The organism is Chitinophaga sp. YR627 (assembly GCF_900114995.1).
In the GTDB taxonomy this organism is placed as follows: Bacteria; Bacteroidota; Bacteroidia; order Chitinophagales; family Chitinophagaceae; genus Chitinophaga.
This window is the reverse complement of sequence record NZ_FOUX01000001.1, coordinates 470,398-491,849: the sequence shown is the minus strand read 5'-3', so window position 1 is coordinate 491,849 and position 21,452 is coordinate 470,398. Positions and strand designations below refer to the sequence as shown.

At 45.9% G+C, this 21,452-nt stretch carries 21 protein-coding genes; 8 read left to right on the top strand and 13 right to left on the bottom strand.

Going from position 1 to position 21,452, the window contains the following annotated elements; translation table 11 throughout:
* Positions 1-14: 14 nt before the first annotated feature.
* The 3 genes from BMZ72_RS01575 to BMZ72_RS01565 are packed head-to-tail and all read left to right on the top strand — an operon-like array spanning position 15 to position 2,328.
* The gene (locus tag BMZ72_RS01575) at positions 15-1,556 is read left to right on the top strand and encodes an FAD-dependent oxidoreductase (protein WP_089804576.1); all 1,542 of its coding nucleotides are present in this window, start codon (positions 15-17) and stop codon (positions 1,554-1,556) included.
* Complete coding sequence (locus BMZ72_RS01570; protein WP_089804574.1) at positions 1,553-2,056, top strand: CinA family protein; 504 nt, start codon at positions 1,553-1,555, stop codon at positions 2,054-2,056. The genes BMZ72_RS01575 and BMZ72_RS01570 overlap by 4 nt, the downstream gene beginning before the upstream one ends.
* 47 nt (positions 2,057-2,103) lie before the next feature.
* Positions 2,104-2,328, top strand: coding sequence for a hypothetical protein (locus tag BMZ72_RS01565; RefSeq protein ID WP_089804573.1), 225 nt, complete (start codon positions 2,104-2,106; stop codon positions 2,326-2,328).
* 64 nt (positions 2,329-2,392) lie between these two features.
* On the opposite strand, the gene BMZ72_RS01560 is transcribed toward BMZ72_RS01565, so the two are convergent.
* Positions 2,393-2,926 (bottom strand): hypothetical protein, encoded by a 534-nt coding sequence (locus BMZ72_RS01560; RefSeq protein ID WP_089804571.1) that lies wholly within the window; start codon positions 2,924-2,926, stop codon positions 2,393-2,395.
* Positions 2,927-3,310: 384 nt separating this feature from the next.
* Between BMZ72_RS01560 and BMZ72_RS01550 the strand changes: the two genes are divergently transcribed.
* Complete coding sequence (locus tag BMZ72_RS01550; RefSeq protein WP_089804567.1) at positions 3,311-4,699, top strand: MFS transporter; 1,389 nt, start codon at positions 3,311-3,313, stop codon at positions 4,697-4,699.
* Positions 4,700-4,736: 37 nt separating this feature from the next.
* Here BMZ72_RS01550 and BMZ72_RS01545 read toward each other — a convergent pair whose 3' ends face one another.
* Positions 4,737-5,111 carry a response regulator gene (locus BMZ72_RS01545; RefSeq protein ID WP_177222653.1) on the bottom strand — a complete coding sequence of 125 codons (375 nt, stop codon included), beginning with the start codon at positions 5,109-5,111 and terminating at the stop codon, positions 4,737-4,739.
* 429 nt (positions 5,112-5,540) lie between these two features.
* Between BMZ72_RS01545 and BMZ72_RS01540 the strand changes: the two genes are divergently transcribed.
* On the top strand, positions 5,541-6,299 hold the full coding sequence (locus tag BMZ72_RS01540; RefSeq protein ID WP_089804564.1) for a 4'-phosphopantetheinyl transferase superfamily protein: 759 nt from the start codon (positions 5,541-5,543) through the stop codon (positions 6,297-6,299).
* Between the two features lie 451 nt (positions 6,300-6,750).
* Here BMZ72_RS01540 and BMZ72_RS01535 read toward each other — a convergent pair whose 3' ends face one another.
* The 4 genes from BMZ72_RS01535 to BMZ72_RS01520 all read right to left on the bottom strand — a co-directional run bounded on the left by BMZ72_RS01535 (position 6,751) and on the right by BMZ72_RS01520 (position 11,244).
* The gene (locus BMZ72_RS01535) at positions 6,751-7,902 is read right to left on the bottom strand and encodes a putative sensor domain DACNV-containing protein (RefSeq protein WP_177222652.1); all 1,152 of its coding nucleotides are present in this window, start codon (positions 7,900-7,902) and stop codon (positions 6,751-6,753) included.
* 312 nt (positions 7,903-8,214) lie between these two features.
* Positions 8,215-8,958: a LytR/AlgR family response regulator transcription factor gene (locus BMZ72_RS01530; protein WP_089804562.1), complete on the bottom strand. Its 744-nt coding sequence runs from the start codon at positions 8,956-8,958 to the stop codon at positions 8,215-8,217.
* On the bottom strand, positions 8,924-10,681 hold the full coding sequence (locus BMZ72_RS01525; protein ID WP_177222651.1) for a sensor histidine kinase: 1,758 nt from the start codon (positions 10,679-10,681) through the stop codon (positions 8,924-8,926). The genes BMZ72_RS01530 and BMZ72_RS01525 overlap by 35 nt, the downstream gene beginning before the upstream one ends.
* Positions 10,682-10,773: 92 nt before the next feature.
* The gene (locus tag BMZ72_RS01520; RefSeq protein ID WP_089804558.1) at positions 10,774-11,244 is read right to left on the bottom strand and encodes a hypothetical protein; all 471 of its coding nucleotides are present in this window, start codon (positions 11,242-11,244) and stop codon (positions 10,774-10,776) included.
* Between the two features lie 89 nt (positions 11,245-11,333).
* Between BMZ72_RS01520 and BMZ72_RS01515 the strand changes: the two genes are divergently transcribed.
* Both BMZ72_RS01515 and BMZ72_RS01510 read left to right on the top strand, forming a co-directional pair.
* A complete protein-coding gene (locus tag BMZ72_RS01515) occupies positions 11,334-12,245 on the top strand; it encodes a DnaJ C-terminal domain-containing protein (RefSeq protein WP_089807158.1) in 912 nt (303 codons plus the stop codon).
* A 10-nt stretch (positions 12,246-12,255) separates the two neighbouring features.
* On the top strand, positions 12,256-12,549 hold the full coding sequence (locus BMZ72_RS01510) for a chaperone modulator CbpM (RefSeq protein WP_089804556.1): 294 nt from the start codon (positions 12,256-12,258) through the stop codon (positions 12,547-12,549).
* A gap of 349 nt (positions 12,550-12,898) precedes the next feature.
* Here the strand turns inward: BMZ72_RS01510 and BMZ72_RS01505 are convergent, their stop codons facing one another.
* From BMZ72_RS01505 to BMZ72_RS01490, 4 genes are all read right to left on the bottom strand, one after another.
* Positions 12,899-14,167: a PQQ-dependent sugar dehydrogenase gene (locus BMZ72_RS01505; protein ID WP_089807156.1), complete on the bottom strand. Its 1,269-nt coding sequence runs from the start codon at positions 14,165-14,167 to the stop codon at positions 12,899-12,901.
* Positions 14,168-14,350: 183 nt separating this feature from the next.
* A complete protein-coding gene (locus BMZ72_RS01500; protein WP_089804554.1) occupies positions 14,351-14,785 on the bottom strand; it encodes a hypothetical protein in 435 nt (144 codons plus the stop codon).
* Between the two features lie 887 nt (positions 14,786-15,672).
* On the bottom strand, positions 15,673-16,326 hold the full coding sequence (locus BMZ72_RS01495) for a GDSL-type esterase/lipase family protein (protein ID WP_089807154.1): 654 nt from the start codon (positions 16,324-16,326) through the stop codon (positions 15,673-15,675).
* A 27-nt stretch (positions 16,327-16,353) separates the two neighbouring features.
* Complete coding sequence (locus tag BMZ72_RS01490; RefSeq protein ID WP_089804551.1) at positions 16,354-16,866, bottom strand: alpha-ketoglutarate-dependent dioxygenase AlkB; 513 nt, start codon at positions 16,864-16,866, stop codon at positions 16,354-16,356.
* Positions 16,867-16,989: 123 nt separating this feature from the next.
* Between BMZ72_RS01490 and BMZ72_RS01485 the strand changes: the two genes are divergently transcribed.
* Positions 16,990-18,336 (top strand): NAD(P)/FAD-dependent oxidoreductase, encoded by a 1,347-nt coding sequence (locus BMZ72_RS01485; protein ID WP_218155189.1) that lies wholly within the window; start codon positions 16,990-16,992, stop codon positions 18,334-18,336.
* On the opposite strand, the gene BMZ72_RS01480 is transcribed toward BMZ72_RS01485, so the two are convergent.
* Genes BMZ72_RS01480 through BMZ72_RS01470 form a run of 3 tightly spaced genes read right to left on the bottom strand, consistent with a single transcriptional unit; the run spans position 18,320 to position 21,407 of the window.
* Positions 18,320-19,492, bottom strand: a complete 1,173-nt coding sequence (locus BMZ72_RS01480; protein WP_089804549.1) for a DUF5009 domain-containing protein — start codon at positions 19,490-19,492, stop codon at positions 18,320-18,322. The two genes, BMZ72_RS01485 and BMZ72_RS01480, sit on opposite strands and share 17 nt — an antisense overlap.
* 1 nt (position 19,493) lies before the next feature.
* Entirely contained in the window at positions 19,494-21,107 is a 1,614-nt protein-coding gene (gene treF, locus BMZ72_RS01475; protein WP_089804548.1) for an alpha,alpha-trehalase TreF, read from the bottom strand.
* 33 nt (positions 21,108-21,140) lie between these two features.
* On the bottom strand, positions 21,141-21,407 hold the full coding sequence (locus BMZ72_RS01470) for a hypothetical protein (RefSeq protein WP_089804544.1): 267 nt from the start codon (positions 21,405-21,407) through the stop codon (positions 21,141-21,143).
* Positions 21,408-21,452: the final 45 nt, after the last annotated feature.

Below are 21,452 nucleotides of genomic sequence, written 5' to 3'. Positions count from 1 at the left end.
AAACTCCATAAGATATGATACAGAGAGATGGTGCGCAAACCAGTTTATGGCAGGGCAATGTATCACCATACATTACCACCAGCAGAGCCGAAAGAAAAACCGTGTACGACGTAGTGATCATAGGAGGCGGTATTACCGGCCTTACAACAGGACTACTACTGCAGGAAGCTGGCAAACAATGCCTTGTAGTAGAAGCGAATGATCTGGGTTTCGGTACTACAGGAGGTACTACGGCCCACCTGAACACCCTGCTGGATACCCCTTATTATGTAATTGCAAAGAATTTTGGGGAAGATAATGCAAAACATGTCGCGCATGCAACTGCAGAGGCCCTCAATCTGATAAGGAACAATGTAAACAGGTTCAATATTGATTGCGGATATCAGGAAGCTGCTGCCTTTCTGTTTACCCAGGACGCAGACCAGGAAAAGGAATTGGAAAAGATAAAACAAACGTCTGCTGACGCCGGACTGCAAATAGACTATACACAGGAGATTCCGGTAAACGTTCCTTTTACCAAAGCCGTTCGTGCTGCCGGACAGGCGAAATTTAATCCGTTGGAATATATACATGGCCTTGCAAAAGCCTTTGAGGCAGCTGGCGGTACTATATTACAACAATGCCGTGTCATCAACGTGACAGCAGACGATACAATGAAAGTAGCGACAACAGCGGGCGTATTCAGTACGGTTGATGTTGTATATGCGACACATATTCCACCTGGCACTAACTTACTGCACCTGCGCTGTGCACCTTACAGAAGTTATGCAATGGCTGTTACACTGGAAGACGATGCTTATCCGGAGGACCTGAGTTATGACATGTACGATCCCTACCATTATTATCGTACACAGATCGTCAAGGGTCAACCCTATCTGATTGTAGGCGGTGAAGACCATAAAACAGGCATGGAAGAAAATACAGACAGATGTTTCCGTACACTGGAAGCTCACGTAAGAAAACATTTCAGGATCAAAGAGGTCGCGTATAAATGGTCGTCACAGTATTTCGAACCAACAGACGGATTACCTTATATCGGCTATCTGCCCGGACATGACGATCATATATATGTCGCATCCGGATATGGCGGTAACGGTATGACATATGGTACGTTGGCAGCACAATTGCTGAAGCGTATCATCCTAAAGGAAAATACCATGCTGGAAAAACTGTTCGACCCTAACAGGATCAAACCGGTGGCTGGCTTCACTAATTTTGTGACGCACAATACAGATGTTGTCAGGGAAATGTTCGGCAGGCTTTTCTCAGCAGATGAGCTCAAACAACTGGGAGACATTGCACCAGGTGAAGGAAGACTTGTCAGCTATCATGATAAAAAAGTTGCTCTGTATAGAGATGATGCCGGCAAGTTCTATGCGTTAAACCCCACCTGTACACACATGGGCTGCGACGTTAAATGGAACCAGACAGAAAGATCATGGGATTGTCCCTGTCATGGTGCCAGATATAATTACGATGGTAAAGTCATCACCGGTCCGGCTGATGCCGACCTGGAAGCCCTTGTTTTATCTAAAGAAAATTCAAAAGTTGTATGATCGATCAGGATTATGACATAAACATCATCAATCATATATCTGCTATTCTACAGCGAAGAGAGGAGACGCTTGCAGTAGCTGAGAGCGTAACGGCCGGACAGCTGCAGGTAGCCTTCTCTCTCGCAGATGGCGCCACCCAGATTTTTCAGGGCGGTATTACCACCTATAATATCGGACAAAAGGCACGACACCTTAAGGTAGATCCTGTTCATGCCGGAAATATCAATTGCGTATCTCAAAAGGTCGCTAATCAGATGGCCGCGGAAGTGTTACACCTATTTTCTGCTGACTGGGGTATCGCTATTACCGGTTATGCCTCTCCCGTACCAGAGGAAAACATCGATGAGCTGTTTGCGCATTATGCAATCTATCACCACCAGCAATGCATAAAATGTGAGCGTATTATAGCTCCTGTTGGTGAAGCATTGCGCGTAAGAACGCATTTCACCAGTATTGTATTACAGAAATTTCATGAAGCCTGCAGGGAGATTCATATCTGAGTCATGGCATGGAATAATCTTTGTCGCACTATTCATAAATGTGTATTATGAAACAGACATCTATTGATAAAGAAATCCTGCATGTAGATTACAGCCGGGAGGGTATTCCCGAATCGGCGAAAAACTTCATGCCCTCTGTCTATAGAGATGGAGAGGTATATCATTGTATACTTGGTACAGATAAGGATACTGGTATATTTGGGAGCGGTAAATCTGTCGATGAAGCTATCAGTGAGTGGGATAAATCCTACCAGGAAAAGAAACATAAATAATCATAAAAAAGTCATCCCGTATAAACGGGATGACCACATTTTATTCACTAATTATTGAGATTTCTCAAGGCGTTCCTTCAGTCATGTTATCATTGTTAACGCCTCCTCTGCTGTAGGCATTATTCTCCTCATCTTCGGCACCAATGTCCTCATTTGCATCATCCAGTTCTGCGCCGGGAATATCCAGGTCCTTACCAGATGTTTCGTCGCCAAAACTACCTTCATTCAAAGGTTCACCGTCCTCATCCTTATTGTCCAGTGCTGCCCTTCTCAGGTTTTCAGCATCTTCTTCACCAGGTGTCACATTTGCACTGATATCCAGGTCATTTCTTTCATCTTCTGTAACATCTGCATCATTATTAATATCGTCCTCTTCATCATCAAGAATACCCTTCCCTTCTTCGTCATCAGAAGAAATCGTTGTGTCCGCCAGTTCCCCTAATGGTGCTACATGAATATGTTCCTGTCCTGGAATATCGGATACATCCGGCAATTCCATTTCTATATCCTCCCTTTGCATTTTCTTTTCATCCTGCGGACTATCCTGCAGATCCTGATACTCGTCACTGCTTTTTACGCGTGAGAATGCTTTTTCCATATGAATATTTTTTAATTTCTATTATCCTGATCCCTGGTGTTATTACCAGCCTGAAGTAACAGGTATACTACGATGTCTGATTACAACAGCAAGTGCTATAATGATACCAGCATAAAGATCATTACACGGATAGTATTACAAATAATTTGCCACGCAGAAAATACCATTGCCGCGGCAATAGAGGAACCTACTACTTTTTGGGTATATGAGCAGATTAAAAATATCAGATATGATGAATTAATTTTGCGTCGTCTTAAAAAACGATAAGCAGGATTTTTATTCCATAAGGATTAATTACGAGAAGACGGCTATTTATCCCGCACCAGACTTTAGAAAAACACCGCAACAATTTGGCTCGTCGGCAGATGACGGGAAGAAGCATCAATGAAACTTATACCCACTACAAAGTTAACAGAGGAACAGGTAAACGCAGGTATGACACTGGTTACCAAAGATGGATTGGCAGTAGAAACAATGGTCGTACTGACTGGAGGTACGTTCCTTACTGCACTCGCCTTAAAACTCGGCGCTTCCAATTTTCAGATAGGATTGCTGGCAGCATTACCTACGCTTACCAATATCTTTCAGCTATTCGCGATATGGCTGGCGCAACGTTATAACAACCGGCGCGTTATTACGGTCGTCTGCACTGCCTTTGCAAGATTTCCGCTGATCGTGATCGGTATGATGCCATTTGTATTTACAGCGGGTACAACCATCCACACGCTGATCTCCTTACTTTTCTTTCATTACCTGTTTGGCTCTCTTGCCGGCGCCACCTGGAATTCGTGGATGAAAGACCTCTTACCGGGAGAAAAACTGGGGAGTTTTTATGCACAGCGAACACGGCTGACACAAATATTGAATGTAACGTTGAGTCTGACAGTTTCTTTATTGATCGACTTTGTGAAAACTCGTTTTCCTGAGTACGAAACCGCAGCATTAACGGCATTATTCCTTGCAGGCAGCGTAGCCGGGTTGTCCAGTCTATGGTTATTGGTCCGCACGCCGGAACCATTAGCGACCATACAGGCAAGCAATCTTCTGCAGCAATATGCATTGCCGCTGAGGGATACGAATTTTAAACGCCTGTTATTGTTTAATGGCAGCTGGATTTTTGCGGTAAACCTTGCAACACCTTTCCTGACAGTCTACATGTTAAAAACGATGGGATTGTCGGTATTTATGGTTACTGTAATGGCAGTTGTTGGGCAGTTAAGTGGTATCCTGTTCGTCAGGATCTGGGGACGCTACTCAGACAAGTACAGCAACAAAACAGTGATTATGATCTGCGCCCCCTTATACGTAACAGCGATGATGGCGTGGGCTTTTACAGCAGTCTCTGCTTCTCTGCATTTTACCATTGCCTTGCTGACACTGATCAATATATTGACAGGGATCGCTAACGCAGGTATTAATCTCTCGTTAAATAATCTTGGAATTAAACTTGCCCCCTCTGGCCATGCGATGGTGTATCTGTCGGCAAAGAATATGATGATCGCACTATGTTCCGCCGCTGCTCCTCTGCTGGGTGGCGTAATGGCTGATTTCTTTGCGCATCATCAACAGGTATGGATGATGGTATGGAAGAGCCAATGGAACTTCTTTTTTATCATGAGTGCAATACTTGCTACGTTTTCAACCCGCCTCCTCAAAAGAGTACAGGAAGCAGGAGAAGAAAGAAGAGGAATCGTACTGGAAGAAATGCTGGTGTCCTTTAAAGCACGGCTGGTCAGTGTACCAGCGGTATTATCCAGAAGGAATAAAAAATAACAATGGTCTGTGCAGGTCTGAGATCCCGGGACGGCTATCAGACCTGTATCAGCAATTGCTGTAATTCCCTTACAAGGTCATGCACGGACGTTGTCTTCTGAATACAACGAAACGCGCCTTTCTGCATCGCTTCCTGGCGCAGACCATAATCAATATAAGTAGAGTACATCACGATCGGGATATGGCGCAGCTCCTGGTTGCCTTTCAATTCTTCCAGACAGAGCAGACCATCACGCCCCGGCATGTTATAATCCAGCAGGATCATGTCAGGTTGATTTCCCTTTAATAATCTGTAAGCTACTTCTAAACCCTGTGCCCAATCGCATATGCTATCGGTGCCAGTCATTTCCACGGCTTCATTCAGGATACTGATTTCATCTGCATCATCATCAATTAATAAGATAGACTTCATTACAATTAAATTTGAAGAGGTAAATAAAAATAGGGATGCACCCATTCATTCTCGTATACATTGGGGATAAACAGTCCTGTTGAATGAAAGGAAAATGGATGTGTTTACATCAGAGAGAACCTGTAAAAAAAAGTCGAACGATTAATGGTGTATACCAACTAATTACTTATGTTCAATCTACCGCTATTTTGCTGAAAGACCAAATAAGATACACGAATGACGGGCTATATGCAGACTTCGCTTGACATTGATGCAATAGTATATTGCGTCTTATTTCATATCAGGGCTGCGCGTATAACGGCGGCATAATTCCTGTAAAATGTTGTATCATTGATGTAGCACTTCAGCGAGCCTTACAGATCCACTTGTAATATTGACACTGAAATGCAGACATCAGTTATTATAAACTGAAAATCAGATAGATACGAGATGTTAGTCCAAAGAGGAAAAATAGCGTTAAACCGGGAAAACAGCGTACATCAGGCAGGGTTTTGTGTGCTGTGTGCAGACCTGCAGGAGCTGACGGCTAAAATCAACTTATTGCATACTGAGGAGAAAGTATACTACGATCATCTCACATTTGACAGAAGAAGACAAAGCTATCTTCTAGGACGTATCGCTGCAAAAAAAGCCATCGGTGCACTCGCAGTATATGAGGATCTGGAGAAGATCGCCATTACAGCTGGGATCTTTCAGTTTCCGGTTGTACAATATGCCGTTACCCGTAATCTGCAGGTATGCATCACGCATTGCGATAATCTCGGTATTGCCCTTGCTTACCCTGAGGTACATCCTTTAGGACTTGACATAGAAAAGACCAATAAAGCGAATATAAGCGTTATTAAAGGCCAGCTGACGGCCGATGAACTAACCCTCACCCAAACTGTTTCTTTATCAGACGATGCCTCCTGTACAATGATCTGGACCATGAAGGAAGCTTTGTCGAAAATACTCCGCACCGGATTGACCATAGATATGAAAGTCTTGGAAATACAATCACTTGTAAAGGAAGGTCCGGACCTCTATATCAGTCATTTTAAACATCTTATTCAATATAAGTCAATTTCCTGCTTATCAGGACCTTATGTCTGCTCGCTTGTCATTCCGCGTAAAACAACGGCTGATTTATCAGCTTTCTGGCAGGCCTTCCGCCAGGCAACTGCTGCAACGATGGAAAATATCCACTAACTGAAGTTTCACTATGACTCATTAAGTCATACTTACAATTATCTAAGGTTCTAATCAGCCAGCAACACAATACCTGGTTGTGTCCGGAAAGGCTGGTGTCACCCATGGCTTTTCTGTATCAGGACGCCCTTTGTAACGGGCTCACTGAGACAATCTCATACCTGTAAAGCTAATCCTGCATTCAATATGTCAATTGTAAAGTTTTTCTGTACTACAGATAGGCCTTTATCAGGGCTTTATCAGGAACATTACCCATAGATAAGCCGTAGATAACTCGTAGATGACCCGTAGATAACCCGTATCTATAAGAATGGCTTGTATACGGGTTATCTATGGATTATCTACGGCTTATCCAGGAAATATCGACCTGATGCGGACACGACAAAGCCAGTCAACGGTCGCTTTACTTCCGATGACTGGCTTTAGTATTTATAAAAAGGGAAATGCTTAATCAGAGCAGCAGGGTATCGATACGATGCGCCTGTACCAGCTGTACCTGTTCAGACCAGGAGAAAACGGTAAAATAGCCGTCCTGAGAAGCGACCAATGCAATTGCCTCCGGCTGATCATTTACAAACTGTGCAGCGGAGAGGTGACGGGTACCACCAATAGCAGAAGGATGCATCAGTTCGGGTGTACCTCCGATGACAGGTTCTATCATCACTACTTTATCCACGCCGTGTTTAGACCAGGGTGCACGAGTAATCTTTGCGCCAAAAGTGATCAGTTCATGACGGTCAGTGATCACAGAGGCGCCATCAACGGCGGTGAGTCCGGTGACGTTGTCCACTTCCCGGCGCAGCGCGTTCTGCCAGTAGATCTCTGTTACCTTTCCGCCGTCCTGACGTACAAGGTCAGACACCCCGGAAAAAGCGGGAGAAAGCGGGTAGGTCAGCGGATGTACGATTGATTCCTTCCATTTTGTGCTACCGGCAGGCACTACGAGGAGAATGCCGCCTCTTTTATGCGCCCGCATGGAAACGGCGATCTGTATAAGGACGTTGACCGGGTCATTCCAGACCGCAGAGGAGGTTAGTCCTAACAGGGAGGTCACTATTTCGGGGCTATCCGGCAGTAAACCACAGGATTCATCCACAATCTTCACCTGATCTCCTTTCAGTACTGCAACGTTGGCAAATTTACCCAGTCCGACGCTGCGGCGGTGTTTTACCACCAGCAGTCCCGGTTCGGATACATCGAGTACGAAACAGAAGTTGGGTAGTTTAAGGGTTGTACCCCATATAAACAGGCTGTCGCCTTCATACCAGACACCTACATGTACACCAGCTCTCTCGACCCCTGGGGCCAGTTTAGTGAGCACCCGGACGTCAAAAGGCAGTTTTTGTGCAAATTTCAGGGGTTTTCCCGCCTGACAGGGATTGAGGAAAGCGAGGGATATACGGGTAGGAACACCTTCCTCCCTGCGTAAACTGGCCCAGAAGGCCACATCCAGCATTTTCTCAATAAATTTCGCATGAGGGACTGTGGCAAGGTCTTCCTCACCACTCACAGCAGCAATAGCCAGATGTTTGGAAAAATGGTTTTCTATCTGGTCGGCTACCTTCGTGGCAGCCTGGTAAGTCGAGTCAAGAGTCAAATCCATACCTTATCAATTAGCGCCAAATGTCGATTCAAAATTAACCTTTTATTCCGTCGGTAGCCGCGCAGTGACACGGAACTTCCATAACGGCGTTAGGCATTACAGGGGATCGGGAATGGACCCATCCATTATAAAACGAGCGCAAAGCTATTCATTTTATGCCCTAAAAAATACCGCTTATGCCTGATGTATGCATCTTATGCCATTTTTATCCCGGAGCAGGGTTATAATCAGGATATTCGAATCCTCTTTAAGTATAGGATATGGATATGGTCATGAGAAGGAATGCCCCAACCCCAGGCATTCCTTTCTTTTTTATTTGAAGATCTTAAACGCCTGCAGGAATTCATCGATATACCGGCGGCTGAAAAACAGGGATTCCCCGTCTTTGAAGAAGATCTCGTTATTAAAGGTATTGATCTTGGTTACCTGTTTCACGTTGACGATATAGTTACGATGCACCCGGCAGAACTGTACGGGAGGTAACTGTGCCTGCAGGTCCTTGAGGGATTGCTGGATGACGAATTTCTCCGCCGGACAAACCACCTTACTGTACTTACCGTCCACTTCGATGTACCTGATATCGTCAAAGGCGATCCTTTGTAGGAGATTCCCTTTTTTGATAAACAGCGTATCCGAAACCGGCGCTACGGCCTGAGCAGGTGGAGCGGTCGACTCCTGTTTGAACTTGGAAAGGGCCAGTTCGATGGCATATTCCAGTTCAAGCGGATTGTAAGGCTTTAACAGGTAATTGTACGGAGACGTGAATTTGGCGAGACGGAAAGTGGTACTATCGCCGGCACTGGTCAGAAAGATAAAGGGACGTCTTTGTTCCCTGTGCTCATTGATCGTTTCGGCAAATAGAATCCCGTCTGGTTTGTTGGCCAGGTAAATGTCAATCAGGCAAATGTCTGGCAGTTCCGCATCATAGGCAGTAACTGCGTCTTTGAGGTTTGTTGTGATCCGGATGTCGGAGCATCCCTGTTTACGTAAAAAGTTCTCCAGGTAGTTTGCTTCGTCAGGGCTATCTTCCAGAATCAGCACTTTCAAATGAATCATAATGTTCGTTTACCGGCAGGCAAACTACGATACTCGTACCGGCGCCTACGCTTCCGGTGATGCGCAGGGCACCTCCATTCTTTTCGGTCATGGCCTTTACCAGCCACAGACCCAGGCCCGTACTTTTACTGCCTGCCGTATCCTGTTGTATACGTTTTGTATCCCGCTTATAAATGGCCTGGATGATCTTTTCATCCATCCCGATACCCGTATCCTGTACGGTTACCTCGCAGGTATTGTTAACAATGCGACCACTAATAGTGATCGATCCGTTCGCATGCGTGTATTTGATCGCGTTATCTATCAGATTACGGAAAATGATCTTGGCAGTGTTCATATCCACATAAAAATACATTCCTTTCGGCACCTCATTGGAGATGGTGATCCTTTTGAGTGCAGCACCGGCATTAAAATCATACGCCACCTGTGCGATGATCATATGTGCGTCGTGCTGTTGCGCCTGAAGGCTCAGCTGCCCTGTTTGTCCTAATGACCAGTATAACAGGTTGTTCAGCAGGGCATATGTATTATCGGATATCTTTTCAATATTCTCTGACAGGGCGGTTGCTTCCCTGATCTTGTTACGTGCCAGGGTATCCTTCAGATAAGACAGGTTGATCTTCAGGTGATGTACCGGCGAACGCAGGTCATGCGCCACGATAGAAAAGAGCTGGTCCTTCGTTTCGTTCAGCAGTTCCAGTTTGTCTTTCTGTTCCGCGATAATGCGTCGCTGTCTGTTGGTATGCCGGTAAGCAAAATAGATCAGCCCCGCACAGGACAGGAAAAACAGGGACAAGATAAAAAATGTATTGCGTTGCCACATTCTTCTTTTGGATTCTGCGGCGCGTAATTTATTCTCCTGACGGAGTAACTGCATTTTATACTCCTGTTGCTGGATAGCGATCTTTTTCTCCTGTTCGGCCAGTTCCCAGATCTTATCTCTGTTGGCGATCTGTGCTTCCAGCTGTTCGTATTCCTTTCTGTATAACAGGGCTTCTTTCAGATTGCCTCTGCGCTCTTCCACGATAGCCAGGTTCAGGTATACTTTACTGCGGATCTTGAGATCACTGGCATTCTTCACCAGGGCCAGGGCCCTTTGCAGGTAACTCCACTCCTGCGGATAACGGAATTGCTGATCGTACAGCAATGCGATGTTCAGGTAAGAGTTCACCAGTGCGGTGGTATCTTTCAGGGAGGCTGCTATCGCGATACTCCTTTCGAAGTTGTCTCCCGCTTCATCGAGACGTTCCAGGTGCAGCAGACAAACGCCTGTATTATTCAGGATCTTTCTGGCCACCGGCGGTTCGTAAAAGTGGAAATAATGTTTTTTAACGAGGTTAAGGTATTCCAGGGATTTGTTGAACAGGCCCTGCTCCAGGTAGATTTCGGCGATATTAGGGTAAATGTTGGCCTGTATATTACTGTCCAGCGAGGAAACATCCGCCAGTTTCAGGTATTCCGAAAGGGCTTCTTTATAGAAATCCTTGAAATACAGGATTTTGGCTTTCAAAAACCGGACGGTCAGCAGACGGGGTGTGATGGACGTACTATCAGTAATAGCACCGATCGTAGCTGCATATTTAAACCCATCATCCAGGTTCCCGCTGTCCACGGCCGCATGGCACTGGTGGAAATAACGGGACACGACGCTGTCCTGCCCTGCCGGCAGCCGACTACACGTATTACATTGTTGTGTAATCAACTGACGGATGGCAGGCGGCAAATTAATTTTCTGCGCAGTGGCTCGATTCAGCAGACCTACGCAGCAGAACAATAAAATGATAAGTTGACAAGACAGGTGTTTAAACATGCAAATCAGGTCTTCTCAACACTGGTAACGGTACCGTGCGTGGTTTCAGGATCATCAATCACATAACGTACACGGATAGCCGGCAGTTCGCGTCCTTCTACGCAGTAGCGGAAACTGATATCCCAGAGAGAATAAGCGTAGATCTCAGGTTTGATCTCCGGATTGTCGTATATAACGTCAATCTCTCTTACCTCGATTGGGCCGTTTTCAATGTCGATGGTACCCGCCTGAGAAATGTCTTCACTCAGTTTCAGGTTCCTGGACTGATCAGGGAGGTAGATGTGCATCCTGACATCATAGCAGTTGTAAAAGTCGGCTGACTTACGTAATGACACCAGCGGTGACATAGTTGCAAATTGTCCCATAATACCAGTAGCGATTAATCTGATGCTCTGGGTTTTAATGGTGGCCTCCGAAGGTGGCGTAACATCAATAATACCGGGCGCCTTGCCGGTCGAAGAATGTTGTGTGTCCAAGGGATAAGGGTTTAAGTACCAAATATAAATAAATAATTATAATGAGAGATGGCAAAGATTTTGTGCTGCACAGGATATACACGATACATATGGCTTTTATAGATTATTACCAGATACTTGGAGTAGATAAAAAAGCTTCCGCAGACGACATTAAAAAAGCATACAGGAAACTTGCCAGGAAACATCACCCTGACATGAATCCCAATGATAAGGAGGCTAATATTAAATTTCAGCAGATAAATGAGGCGAATGAGGTACTGAGTGATCCGGAGAAGCGTAAGAAATATGACGCTTACGGAGAACACTGGCAGCACGCCGACCAGTTTGAACAGTCCAGACAACAGGGTGGTAACCCCTATGGCGGACAGGGTTTTGAAGGTTTTGGCGGCCAGGGTTTTGAAGGGAATTTCTCTGAGGGACAGTTCTCCGACTTCTTTGAGTCGCTCTTTGGCAACCGGGGTGGCGGAGGCGGTGGCAGACAGCGTAAATTCCGTGGTCAGGACTACAATGCCGAACTGCATGTGGGACTGCGGGAAGCGTATACCACCCATCAGCACACCCTCAACGTAAATGGCAAACAGGTAAGGATCACGGTGCCTGCCGGTATTGCTAACGGACAGGTCATCAAGCTGAAAGGACACGGTGCACCCGGTGGTAATGGCGGGCCGAACGGAGACCTTTACATCACTTTCGTCATAGCGGAAGATCCTGCATTCAAAAGGGTCGATAATGACCTGTACATGAATGTCGAAACAGACCTATACACCGCCATGCTTGGCGGAGATCTGACGATCGACACCCTGAGCGGCAAGATCAAACTGAAAGTAAAACCGGAAACGCAGAATGGCACCAAGGTCAGACTGAAAGGCAAAGGCTTCCCTGTGTATAAACAGGATGGTGCCTTCGGAGATCTGATCATCACCTATTCCGTTTTACTGCCCACCAACCTGACGGAAGAACAGAAAGAATTATTCAGAAAACTGGCTCAATCATCACATTAAAATTCCCGTTATGCAAGCAGCATTGATAGCCATCCAGCAATATTGCAGCGTTCATGAGATTGAATCCAATTTCATCGATTCACTGGCTGATGAAGGACTGATCGCCATTACGATTGTAGAAGGCAACAGTTTTATTTCAGAAGAACAATTACAGGACCTGGAGCTATATACGCGCTGGTATAGCGAAATGGGAGTCAATACGGCCGGTATTGATGTGATCAGGCATCTGCTGGACAGGGTCCGGCACATGCAACTGGAGATAATCAGTTTGCGGCAACGACTGCAATTGTACGAAGGACAATGAACCGTCCGGGCCTGATTATTGTTTTATACTGCGAAACAACTATCAGGTATGAACAAATTCTTCAGAGCTATTATCGCCTTCTGGGGCGCAAAGAAATTCGGAGGTGGCTGTCTGGGGTCCATTGTGGTATTTATCATTATTTACTATGCACTCGGACATTGTCACTAAACGCTTAATTGCGGGTCTGTAGGAAAAGGTTGTATGTACTATACAGCCTTTTGCAGTTAGTAGCGGCAGTGGATGTTTAGTCAATCAGGAATGGGAATACAGTCAGCGCTGATTTTATAAATAAGAGGGTCGCTTCAATATTGAAGCGACCCTCTTATTTATAAATGAGGTGTTATTGTTATTACGGCTTCGGAGCGGCATAACTGATGCGCCAGATCCTGTTTGTCCGGTCATCTGTAATGAACATTGCGCCGGTCCGGGACACAGTGATACCTACTGGTCTGCCTCTCACAACACCTTTCACACTGTCTTTTACAAAGCCGGTCAGGAAGTCTTCCTGTGATCCTGCAGGTTTACCATTCTTAAACGGTACAAACAACACTTTATAACCTGATACAGGTTTGCGGTTCCACGAACCATGCTGTGTAACAAACGCCCCATTTTTATACCTCTCCGGGAAGGCATTACCAGTATAAAAGGCCAATCCCAGGGAGGCGGTATGTGCATTTAAAGGAAAATCAGGTACTATCGCACTTTCAATCAGTCCAGCGGGAGCATCGGGAACACGGGGATCCGGATGCTGGCCGAAATAACTGTATGGCCATCCGTAGAAAGCCCCCTCTTTTACCCCCGTAATATAATCGGGTACCAGATCATTCCCCAGCTTATCTCTCTCATTGACCGCAACCCAGAGCGTATTGGTACCCGGCGCCCAATCCAATCCAACAGGATTCCTCAGTCCGGATGCATACACCCGCATACCGCTACCGTCAGGATTCATTTCAAGAATATTCGCACGCAATGCCTCTTTATCCATTCCCTTCTCTCCATGATCAGTACCACAACCCACGGCTACATAAAACTTCGTTTTGTCTTTATTGGCAATAATATTCCGCGTCCAGTGCTGATTGACTTTCCCCGCGGGAAAAGACGCGATCTTCTCTCCTGTCGTCGTAATACTGGTCGCATCTTTCATATACGGGAAACGCATTAATCCATCTGTATTGGCGACGTAAAACTGATCTCCCACCAGCAGCATTCCAAAAGGCTGGTTCAATCCTTCCAGAAAAACAGTCTTCGTTTCCGGTATCCCATCATGATCTGCATCCCTCAGTAAGGTGATCCTGTCCGCACTTTTCTTCATACTATTCGACCGCGTCGCACCTACAATCGCCGCTCCTATCTTCTTAAAGAACTTATAATGAGAGTTAGACTCTGCCACCAGCAGATCTCCATTGGGCAATTCGTATAGCCACCTGGGATTCTGTAATCCGTCTGCATACAGATTAACCATAAACCCTTCCGGTGCCTGCGGCTTTTCATTGTTCTCCCACCCTTTTACGTTACTATACTTCATGTAGGATTTTGTCGCGTGTGGTGGGGGCAATTCGGGGCTTTTTTTCTGCGCAGACACAGCGCTACCCAGGAGCAACAGGAAGATTATTCGCATAAGAAGACCTTTATGGAGAAAAGATGCAAAAGGTATGCCTTGCGGCACAAAGGCAATCCGAATAACCAACTCAATGATCAGGCATTCCGTCTGATCATTTCTAGCCAAATTTCCTGCTATAAGGTCCATCCTTTATTGTCCACCGAGCTACTCAGCAACGAAATGCAGGCATATCAGGAGGGATTATTTATAATCCTTTAAGTCCCGCGCTATTTTATCAATTAACAGGTCTGCTACTGGTATTGCAACCGCCAGAAGAATTGCCAGGATATTCAGAATGCTATTCTCGTCGGTATACAGATGTATCGCTGTTGATACAAAGTCAGACCATGACTCGTGCGATGTTATAACAATTAATAATAAGAAGCCAAGGTGATAGATACAGAGCAGCACCAATGTACCCAATACAGCTGTATATACTTTGTTAGTTGCAATTTTCTTTTTTATAAAGTAGTATAACAAAACTGCCAGGAAAGTAGGGAATGCTGCGCAAAAAAGGAACATCAGGGAAACGGCTATAGCTGCGCCTAACGATGATGAGGAGCCTAAAGTGATCACAAAGGGGATGACCATTATAAGGGCTAACGCAAGGAATGTGTTTTGTAAGATCCTTTTCATAATTTCATTTTAAGGTAAGGGACTGTGATATTTCACTTTATTGGGTTACGTGTTGTTACAGGGATACGATTCAATTTGACGATGGAAAGGTAGTTACTTTCATCAAGGCAATAAATGACATTTGACATAAAAAGGTTCCCTGGGATCAGGTTTGGGGAATAATGCCTTTCATCTGACAGGGCTGGTGTTGAGTGCAATTGTAGTCATCATTTTTGGGCTGGGCCTTACGCTGCGGTTTCAGATGGGACCTCTGGCTGACGGTCTTTGAAGTCTATATATGTAGCTTTAGTTGGTCGTGTTAGGCCTTGGAATATCTATGAAACCTTTATCAGGCGGATGGGCACTTCAAAGACCTAAGGCCAGGGTCTCCATCTGAAATCCTTCGCTGTGATAAGGCCGTCGACTTTCAATATTGTTTCGGGAGATAATGACTTCATAAGCCGTTGTAGTTATTGCTGTAATGAGGCTATATATCGCTACATGATGACAATCGGCTCATTTTGGCACATATCGGATCATATCGGAGTATACTGGTGTATATCAGCAAGCAACGGTATGAGCGTATTGGTATCCGGCGACTATTACTTAAATGGTACGCATTATCAGCGGAGGGTTGAAATGGAGACAAAGGGCCTTAGCCCTTTGAGAGCCTCCCCCGCCTGACAGGGGTTTAATCAACCATCCCACCGCCCCACACGACCTCCCACCGCCCAATAGCACGCCTCGAAAAAGGGCGTCAGCCCGGCGTCCCATCTCAACCCGCAGCAAGATGTCTAATATCAAACGTCATTCCTCAACTCCCCCCAAACAATACTCTCCGAAAAAGACTTCACCCCACAGAAACCATCAAGCCGCCGACATAACAGCGACCTAATACCAGGGGCTTCCTATTTCTTCTTCAGATACGGCTCCACTGCCTTCCGCCAGATCGCATACCCCTGTGCGTTCATATGCAACATATCTCCTACAAACAGCTCTTTCCGAGGCTTTCCCTCCTTATCCAACATCAGCGAAAACACATTCACATAACTAATATGAGACTGCCCGGAAATGTACTCTTTTATCAATGCATTTGCTGCCTTTGCAATAGGTAGGAACTGCTCTCTGCTCGGACTCGGTTTGATTGAAATATACACGACAGGCACGTCCGGCAATTTCGTTCTGATGGTACTATAAAGGTTTTTGAATCTGTTGAAAATACTATCCGCAGTAATACCTTTTTCGACCAGGTCATTCTCTCCTACATATATTACAATCTCACGTGGATGATAGGGAAAGATAATATCATTGGCGTAGTAAATGATATCGTTGGTAACAGCACCTCCTACACCCCTGTTCATAGCAACATAACCGGCAAATGTCCGCTCCAGATCCTCCCACTTACGGATAGAGGAACTACCGATAAAAAGAATAGGATTAGCTGGAGGAGCATACATCTTGTCATACTTCAGAATAGTATTCACATCATCCTGGTATTTCTGTGCACGCAGCGTGGTACAAACAGTCAGTGAAAGTGCAAAAAGGTAGATTAACTTCTTCATAAACATGGTTATATTGAAAGGTAATAATTATTTAATAGATCTGAAAGTCAGACTCATTCTCCCATGGCCGGTATCCGCTGCAGGAATAGCATGCAGCCATTCATCCTGTACAGCCTGCGTCATGTAGATCAGGGAACCTGCATTTAACGGAAAATCAACCAGTTCGGCAGGGTCCTGTATATTTTTAAAACGCAGCGTTCTTGTTTCACCAACAGAAACGATCGCGATACCTGTTCCATCTTCAAGTATGTCTGTCTGATCGGCATGATAGCCCATTTTAGACTTCCCATCCGGATAGTAGTTGATCAGGCAATTATTAGGTGTAAATCCGAGGGTATGACTGATAGCGATGATGATCTCCTGCAATTCGGGGATAAAGGCCTGAAAAGGGTAGCTCATCTGCGAATAATTGTAGGCGACGCCAAAACTTGCGGTTTTGCGGGCAGTCATCCTTTCGTCCCATAAAACATTATCTCTCAGTGAAATAAACAAGGCCTCAGGGTTAGCTACAAAGTTTGATATAAATGTAATTCCGTTCATGTGTCCGCAAAAATAGAAAATCAAACCATGAAAGTGGCATCAATATTCCCTCACTTATGACATATGTCAGGAGTCATGTAAGCGAGATTGACTATATTTACATACCAGGAAATTATGTTTACAATGGAAAGCTCAGAAACAAGAGAACAAGCAATTAAGGTCGTGATAATAGGCGGAGGATTCGCAGGTATCAATCTGGCACAGAAATTACAACGTGACAAACGCTTTGACATCACATTAGTAGACAAAAACAATTATAACTTTTTCCCCCCTTTAATCTACCAGCTGGCGACGGGATACCTTGAAACGTCAAGTATCTGTTATCCCTTCCGCAAACTGTTCAGAAATAAGCCCAATCTGCACTTTCATATGGGCGAGTTTCAGAAAGTGGACCCGGCTGCACATACCATTTACCTACATAATGGCGAATTACAGTACGATTACCTCGTATTTGCTACAGGTACAGAAACAAACTACTTCGGCAACGAAAATATAAAGAAGCGGGCCATTCCGATGAAAACCGTGAACGACGCGCTGGAAATGCGTAACCGGCTGCTCAAGCGACTGGAAATAGCGTCTATTACCAAAGACCCTATCGAAAGGAAGAAGCTGACAACGATCGTGATCGCAGGTGGTGGACCTACCGGGGTGGAAGTCTCCGGGATGCTCGCTGAATTAAGGAAATATGTCATCAGAAAGGACTACCCCGAACTGGAAGGACAGGGCGGTGAGATCTACCTGGTGAATGGTGGGGATAGTCTGCTGGAGCCGATGAGTACCAAATCGCAGAAACACACCTATAACGCATTACGCAGACTGGGGGTTAAGATCAAGCTGAAGACGAGAGTAAAGGACTTTGTGGACGACCAGGTGATCCTGAACAATGGCGATACGATTCATACCAGTACCCTGATCTGGGCAGCGGGCGTAACCGCCTATCTGCATGAGGGTATTCCTATTGCCAGTACGGGGCCGGGCAGAAGAATGATGACCGACGCCTTTAACAGGGTAATCGGTGTTGATGATATTTATGCCATTGGTGATACCTGCCTTACCAAAACTGATAATAACTTCCCCGAAGGCCATCCACAGCTGGCACAGGTAGCCCTGCAACAGGGACGTAACCTGGCTAAGAACCTTTCGCTGATGGTTGATAATAAACAGCTGAAGCCTTTCAGTTATGTAGATAAAGGCACCATGGCGATCATTGGCCGTAATAATGCGGTGGCAGATATACCATCGCCCAAGCTACATTTCAATGGCTTTATAGCCTGGGCGATGTGGTTGTTTGTGCACGTCATGGCGCTCATTAACTATCGTAACAGACTGAAGACCATGTACAACTGGACAGTCGCTTATTTCACCAGAGACCAGGCATTACGCATGATCATTAAACCGATCCTGCGCCAGCCCGAAGTCAAACCTGAAGTAAAAGCAGCTGAACCAGCCGCCGTTAAATCTTCAACCTGACCTTTTTCTTTTCCATCCATCCTACCAGGAGAATGACCAGGAAAGCGATTGCCACTGACCTGAGCAGTCCCGGCATGCCTTCGCTCAGCCAGGCGGGATAATGAAATCCTGCCAGCATCAGCAGTGAATATAGCAGGTAAGGTATCAGGTAACAGGTCAGTGTACTGGTACCTGCCGGACGGATCGCTTTAAACCAGTTCATCTTTCCTTTGATATCTACCAGCCATATCATGGCCGTAAATACCAGTATGCTGATACCGCTGCATATTAATACCCAGGCGGGTGTGGAACGTATTTTAGAGATTCCTTCCGTATAAGGACGCAGGACGAAACCGGCAACGATCGCCAGTACACCCAATCCGAAAAAGATGGGCAGTACGGACCCCTGTTTGCCTTTCTTATCAAGCAGGGTATACAGGGAAGAGATCACCGCACCAGCCATGATCAGCGATACCGAAGAAGCATCGCCTATAACCGGAATATCAATGTGTAAGAGGCCTGCGTGTGTTAATATATTAATGAGCAGGAAAAGGCCCAGAATAGCCGCAATCGCTACAAACCGGCCTTTTACGACCAGGTAAAGCGTAGCGGAGACCAGGTATGCCCATCCGATGATACCCAGGATCCCCCACCAGGATGGCTGCATCCAGTGAGGATCTTCTGCCGAACCACCCTTATACAGGGCAGCCATTAGCCCTAAAAGCACAATACCAGCCCCTGTAAGGGTGTATTTGCGACCGGCCTTCATATCAGCCGGATAATCCAGCCATACGAGGAAAAAGCCAATGGTGATCAGCAGTTCCCACAAAGCGTAGGGAACGACTGCTGCGGAACTGTAACTTTCGAGATTCACATGGAAGAATCCCATGACGATCATGGCCAGGGATCTTAACAGTATATGTGATTCGATACTGAAAAAAGAGTCCTGTTTGCTGATCCGTTTACCGATCGCAAACGGAATGGAGAGGCCGACAATGAACAGGAAAGCCGGAAATACAGTATCGGCGAAGCCCATACCATCATCCTGGGCTTTAACGTGGTCGATCCATTCAGGGATGTTTTTCACACTGCTTACATCATTGACAAAGATCATGGTAAGCATGGTAAGGGCGCGGAATGCGTCGATTGACAAAAGGCGTTGGGAGGGTTTAAGCATGCTATAAGGTATCAATATTTTTCCCATTATTCAATAGTCCCTGCTGTTGCATGTGCAATATTTTCAGCAATACTCCATTGGTCCATCCGAAGCCATCCTGGTTAGGGTATTCGCCCCCTCCTCCTGTCAGCGAGGTATCTTTCACATTATACTTTTCAAGTAGTTTACCGGTCTGTTTAAACACCCTGATATTCTGACGGGACCAGCGACCAGCGATTTCCGAGGCCAGGGTTGTTTTATCGTAGTTGAGTAAGCCATTGATAGCCATCCATTGCAGCGGCGCCCAGCCATTAGGAGCATCCCATTGTTCTCCCGTCTCGAAGGGCGTAGATACCAGTCCGCCGGGATACAGGAATTCCTTCTGCAATACCAGCGTCATACTATCTGCCTGTCCTGCTCTGGCGATACCAAAAAAGAAGGGATACATCCCTCCCAGGCTCAATACCAGCGTTCTCTTTTCTTTCTTAAAATCATAATCGCGGAAGAAGCCTGTTTTCGGGTCCCAGCAATAACGGAGAATAGCGTCTCTACGGTTAGCGGCGGCGGATTCATATTGCAGGGCTTTCAGCGTATTGCCTTTCATGTTATAGGCATCGGCGAGGGTCTGCTCCAGGTTGTACAGGAGGCAGTTCAGGTCGACGGGGATGATATCTGTAATATGAATGGTTTCCAGCGACTTCCCATCTTCAAACCAGCGACAGCTGTAGTCCCATCCTGACTCTGCACCAGTACGGAGTTCGCGGTAAACAGCATCATGCAGAGGCGACTTTTTTGCTGTCAGGATATCTTCCCGCCAGGATTCTTCTCTTGGCCAGGTGCCCCGGTCCCAGTAGCGGTTTAAAGTCGCACCATCCTTTAAGGTGATGAGGTGCTCCGCTGTATGTTGTCCTTCGGTGGGTTTCTTCATCCAGAACTGGTACTCTTTTTCCAGGACGTCGAGATAGGTGGTCAGGATCTCCTGTTTATGGTCTTCTCTGGCCGAGACCAGCAGCTGCACCATGAGTGCAAAATAAGGTGGTTGAGAGCGGGTCAGGTAGTAGGTACGGTTACCATTGGGAATGAAACCGTAGGTGCGGATGAGATAAGCGAAGTTTTTGATCATATGTTCTATAAGATCGACCCTGCCGCTTTCTTTCAGTCCTAACATGGTAAAATAGCTATCCCAGTAGTATACCTCACGGAAACGGCCCCCCGGTACGACATAGGGATCGGGCAGCGATATCAGTGAGCCCCAGGTATTAGCAGTATCTGGTAAGCGTTTTAAGACATTCCACAGGGATTCAATGTGTGCGATCACGTCCTGGGCTGTATCCGTTACATACGCGGAGGTAGCGGCCGCCGGCACATAAAAATGATTGTGTACAAATGTCGACAGATCAAACCCTACAGCCGTACGTTCTTTCGCATAAGATTGCAGTACACTGGCGGGTGAAGCTTTCGGTGCACAGTCTGCGAAAGTTTTACTGTCCGGGAAGATACGTGCTGTCTGTACCTCTTCGAATAATCCTGGGAATTCCTGACGTGGGGAGCGTTCTTTTACAACTGGCTGCTCCCGGTGCTTACAGGCCATAAAACTGGCTATAGCCCCGGTTATGAGCAAAAGTTTTCCATTCATATTTACGTGGTTTCTATATTAAAGGCTACCTGATTACCGGTTGACGCGGTTCAGCAGTATAGCGAAAGATCGCATGTATTCGCGCGTTGTATTGACATCACTTTCCGCACCAATAAGTAATTGCCTGAGATCTTCCATTTGTCGCATCAATTCTGCTGAGATGTTATACTTTTTCAGGATAGTAATAGCTTCATCTACCTGTGGCATTGCATAACTGTGAATCCTGAAGGTGTAAGGAGGGTCAAGGAAATAAGATTTGATCTCTGCGAGTCGTATTATATCCGGATTACTTATTTTCATAATTACACTTTTCAAGGAAACAAAGTGCAAAGTTACGCTATTACG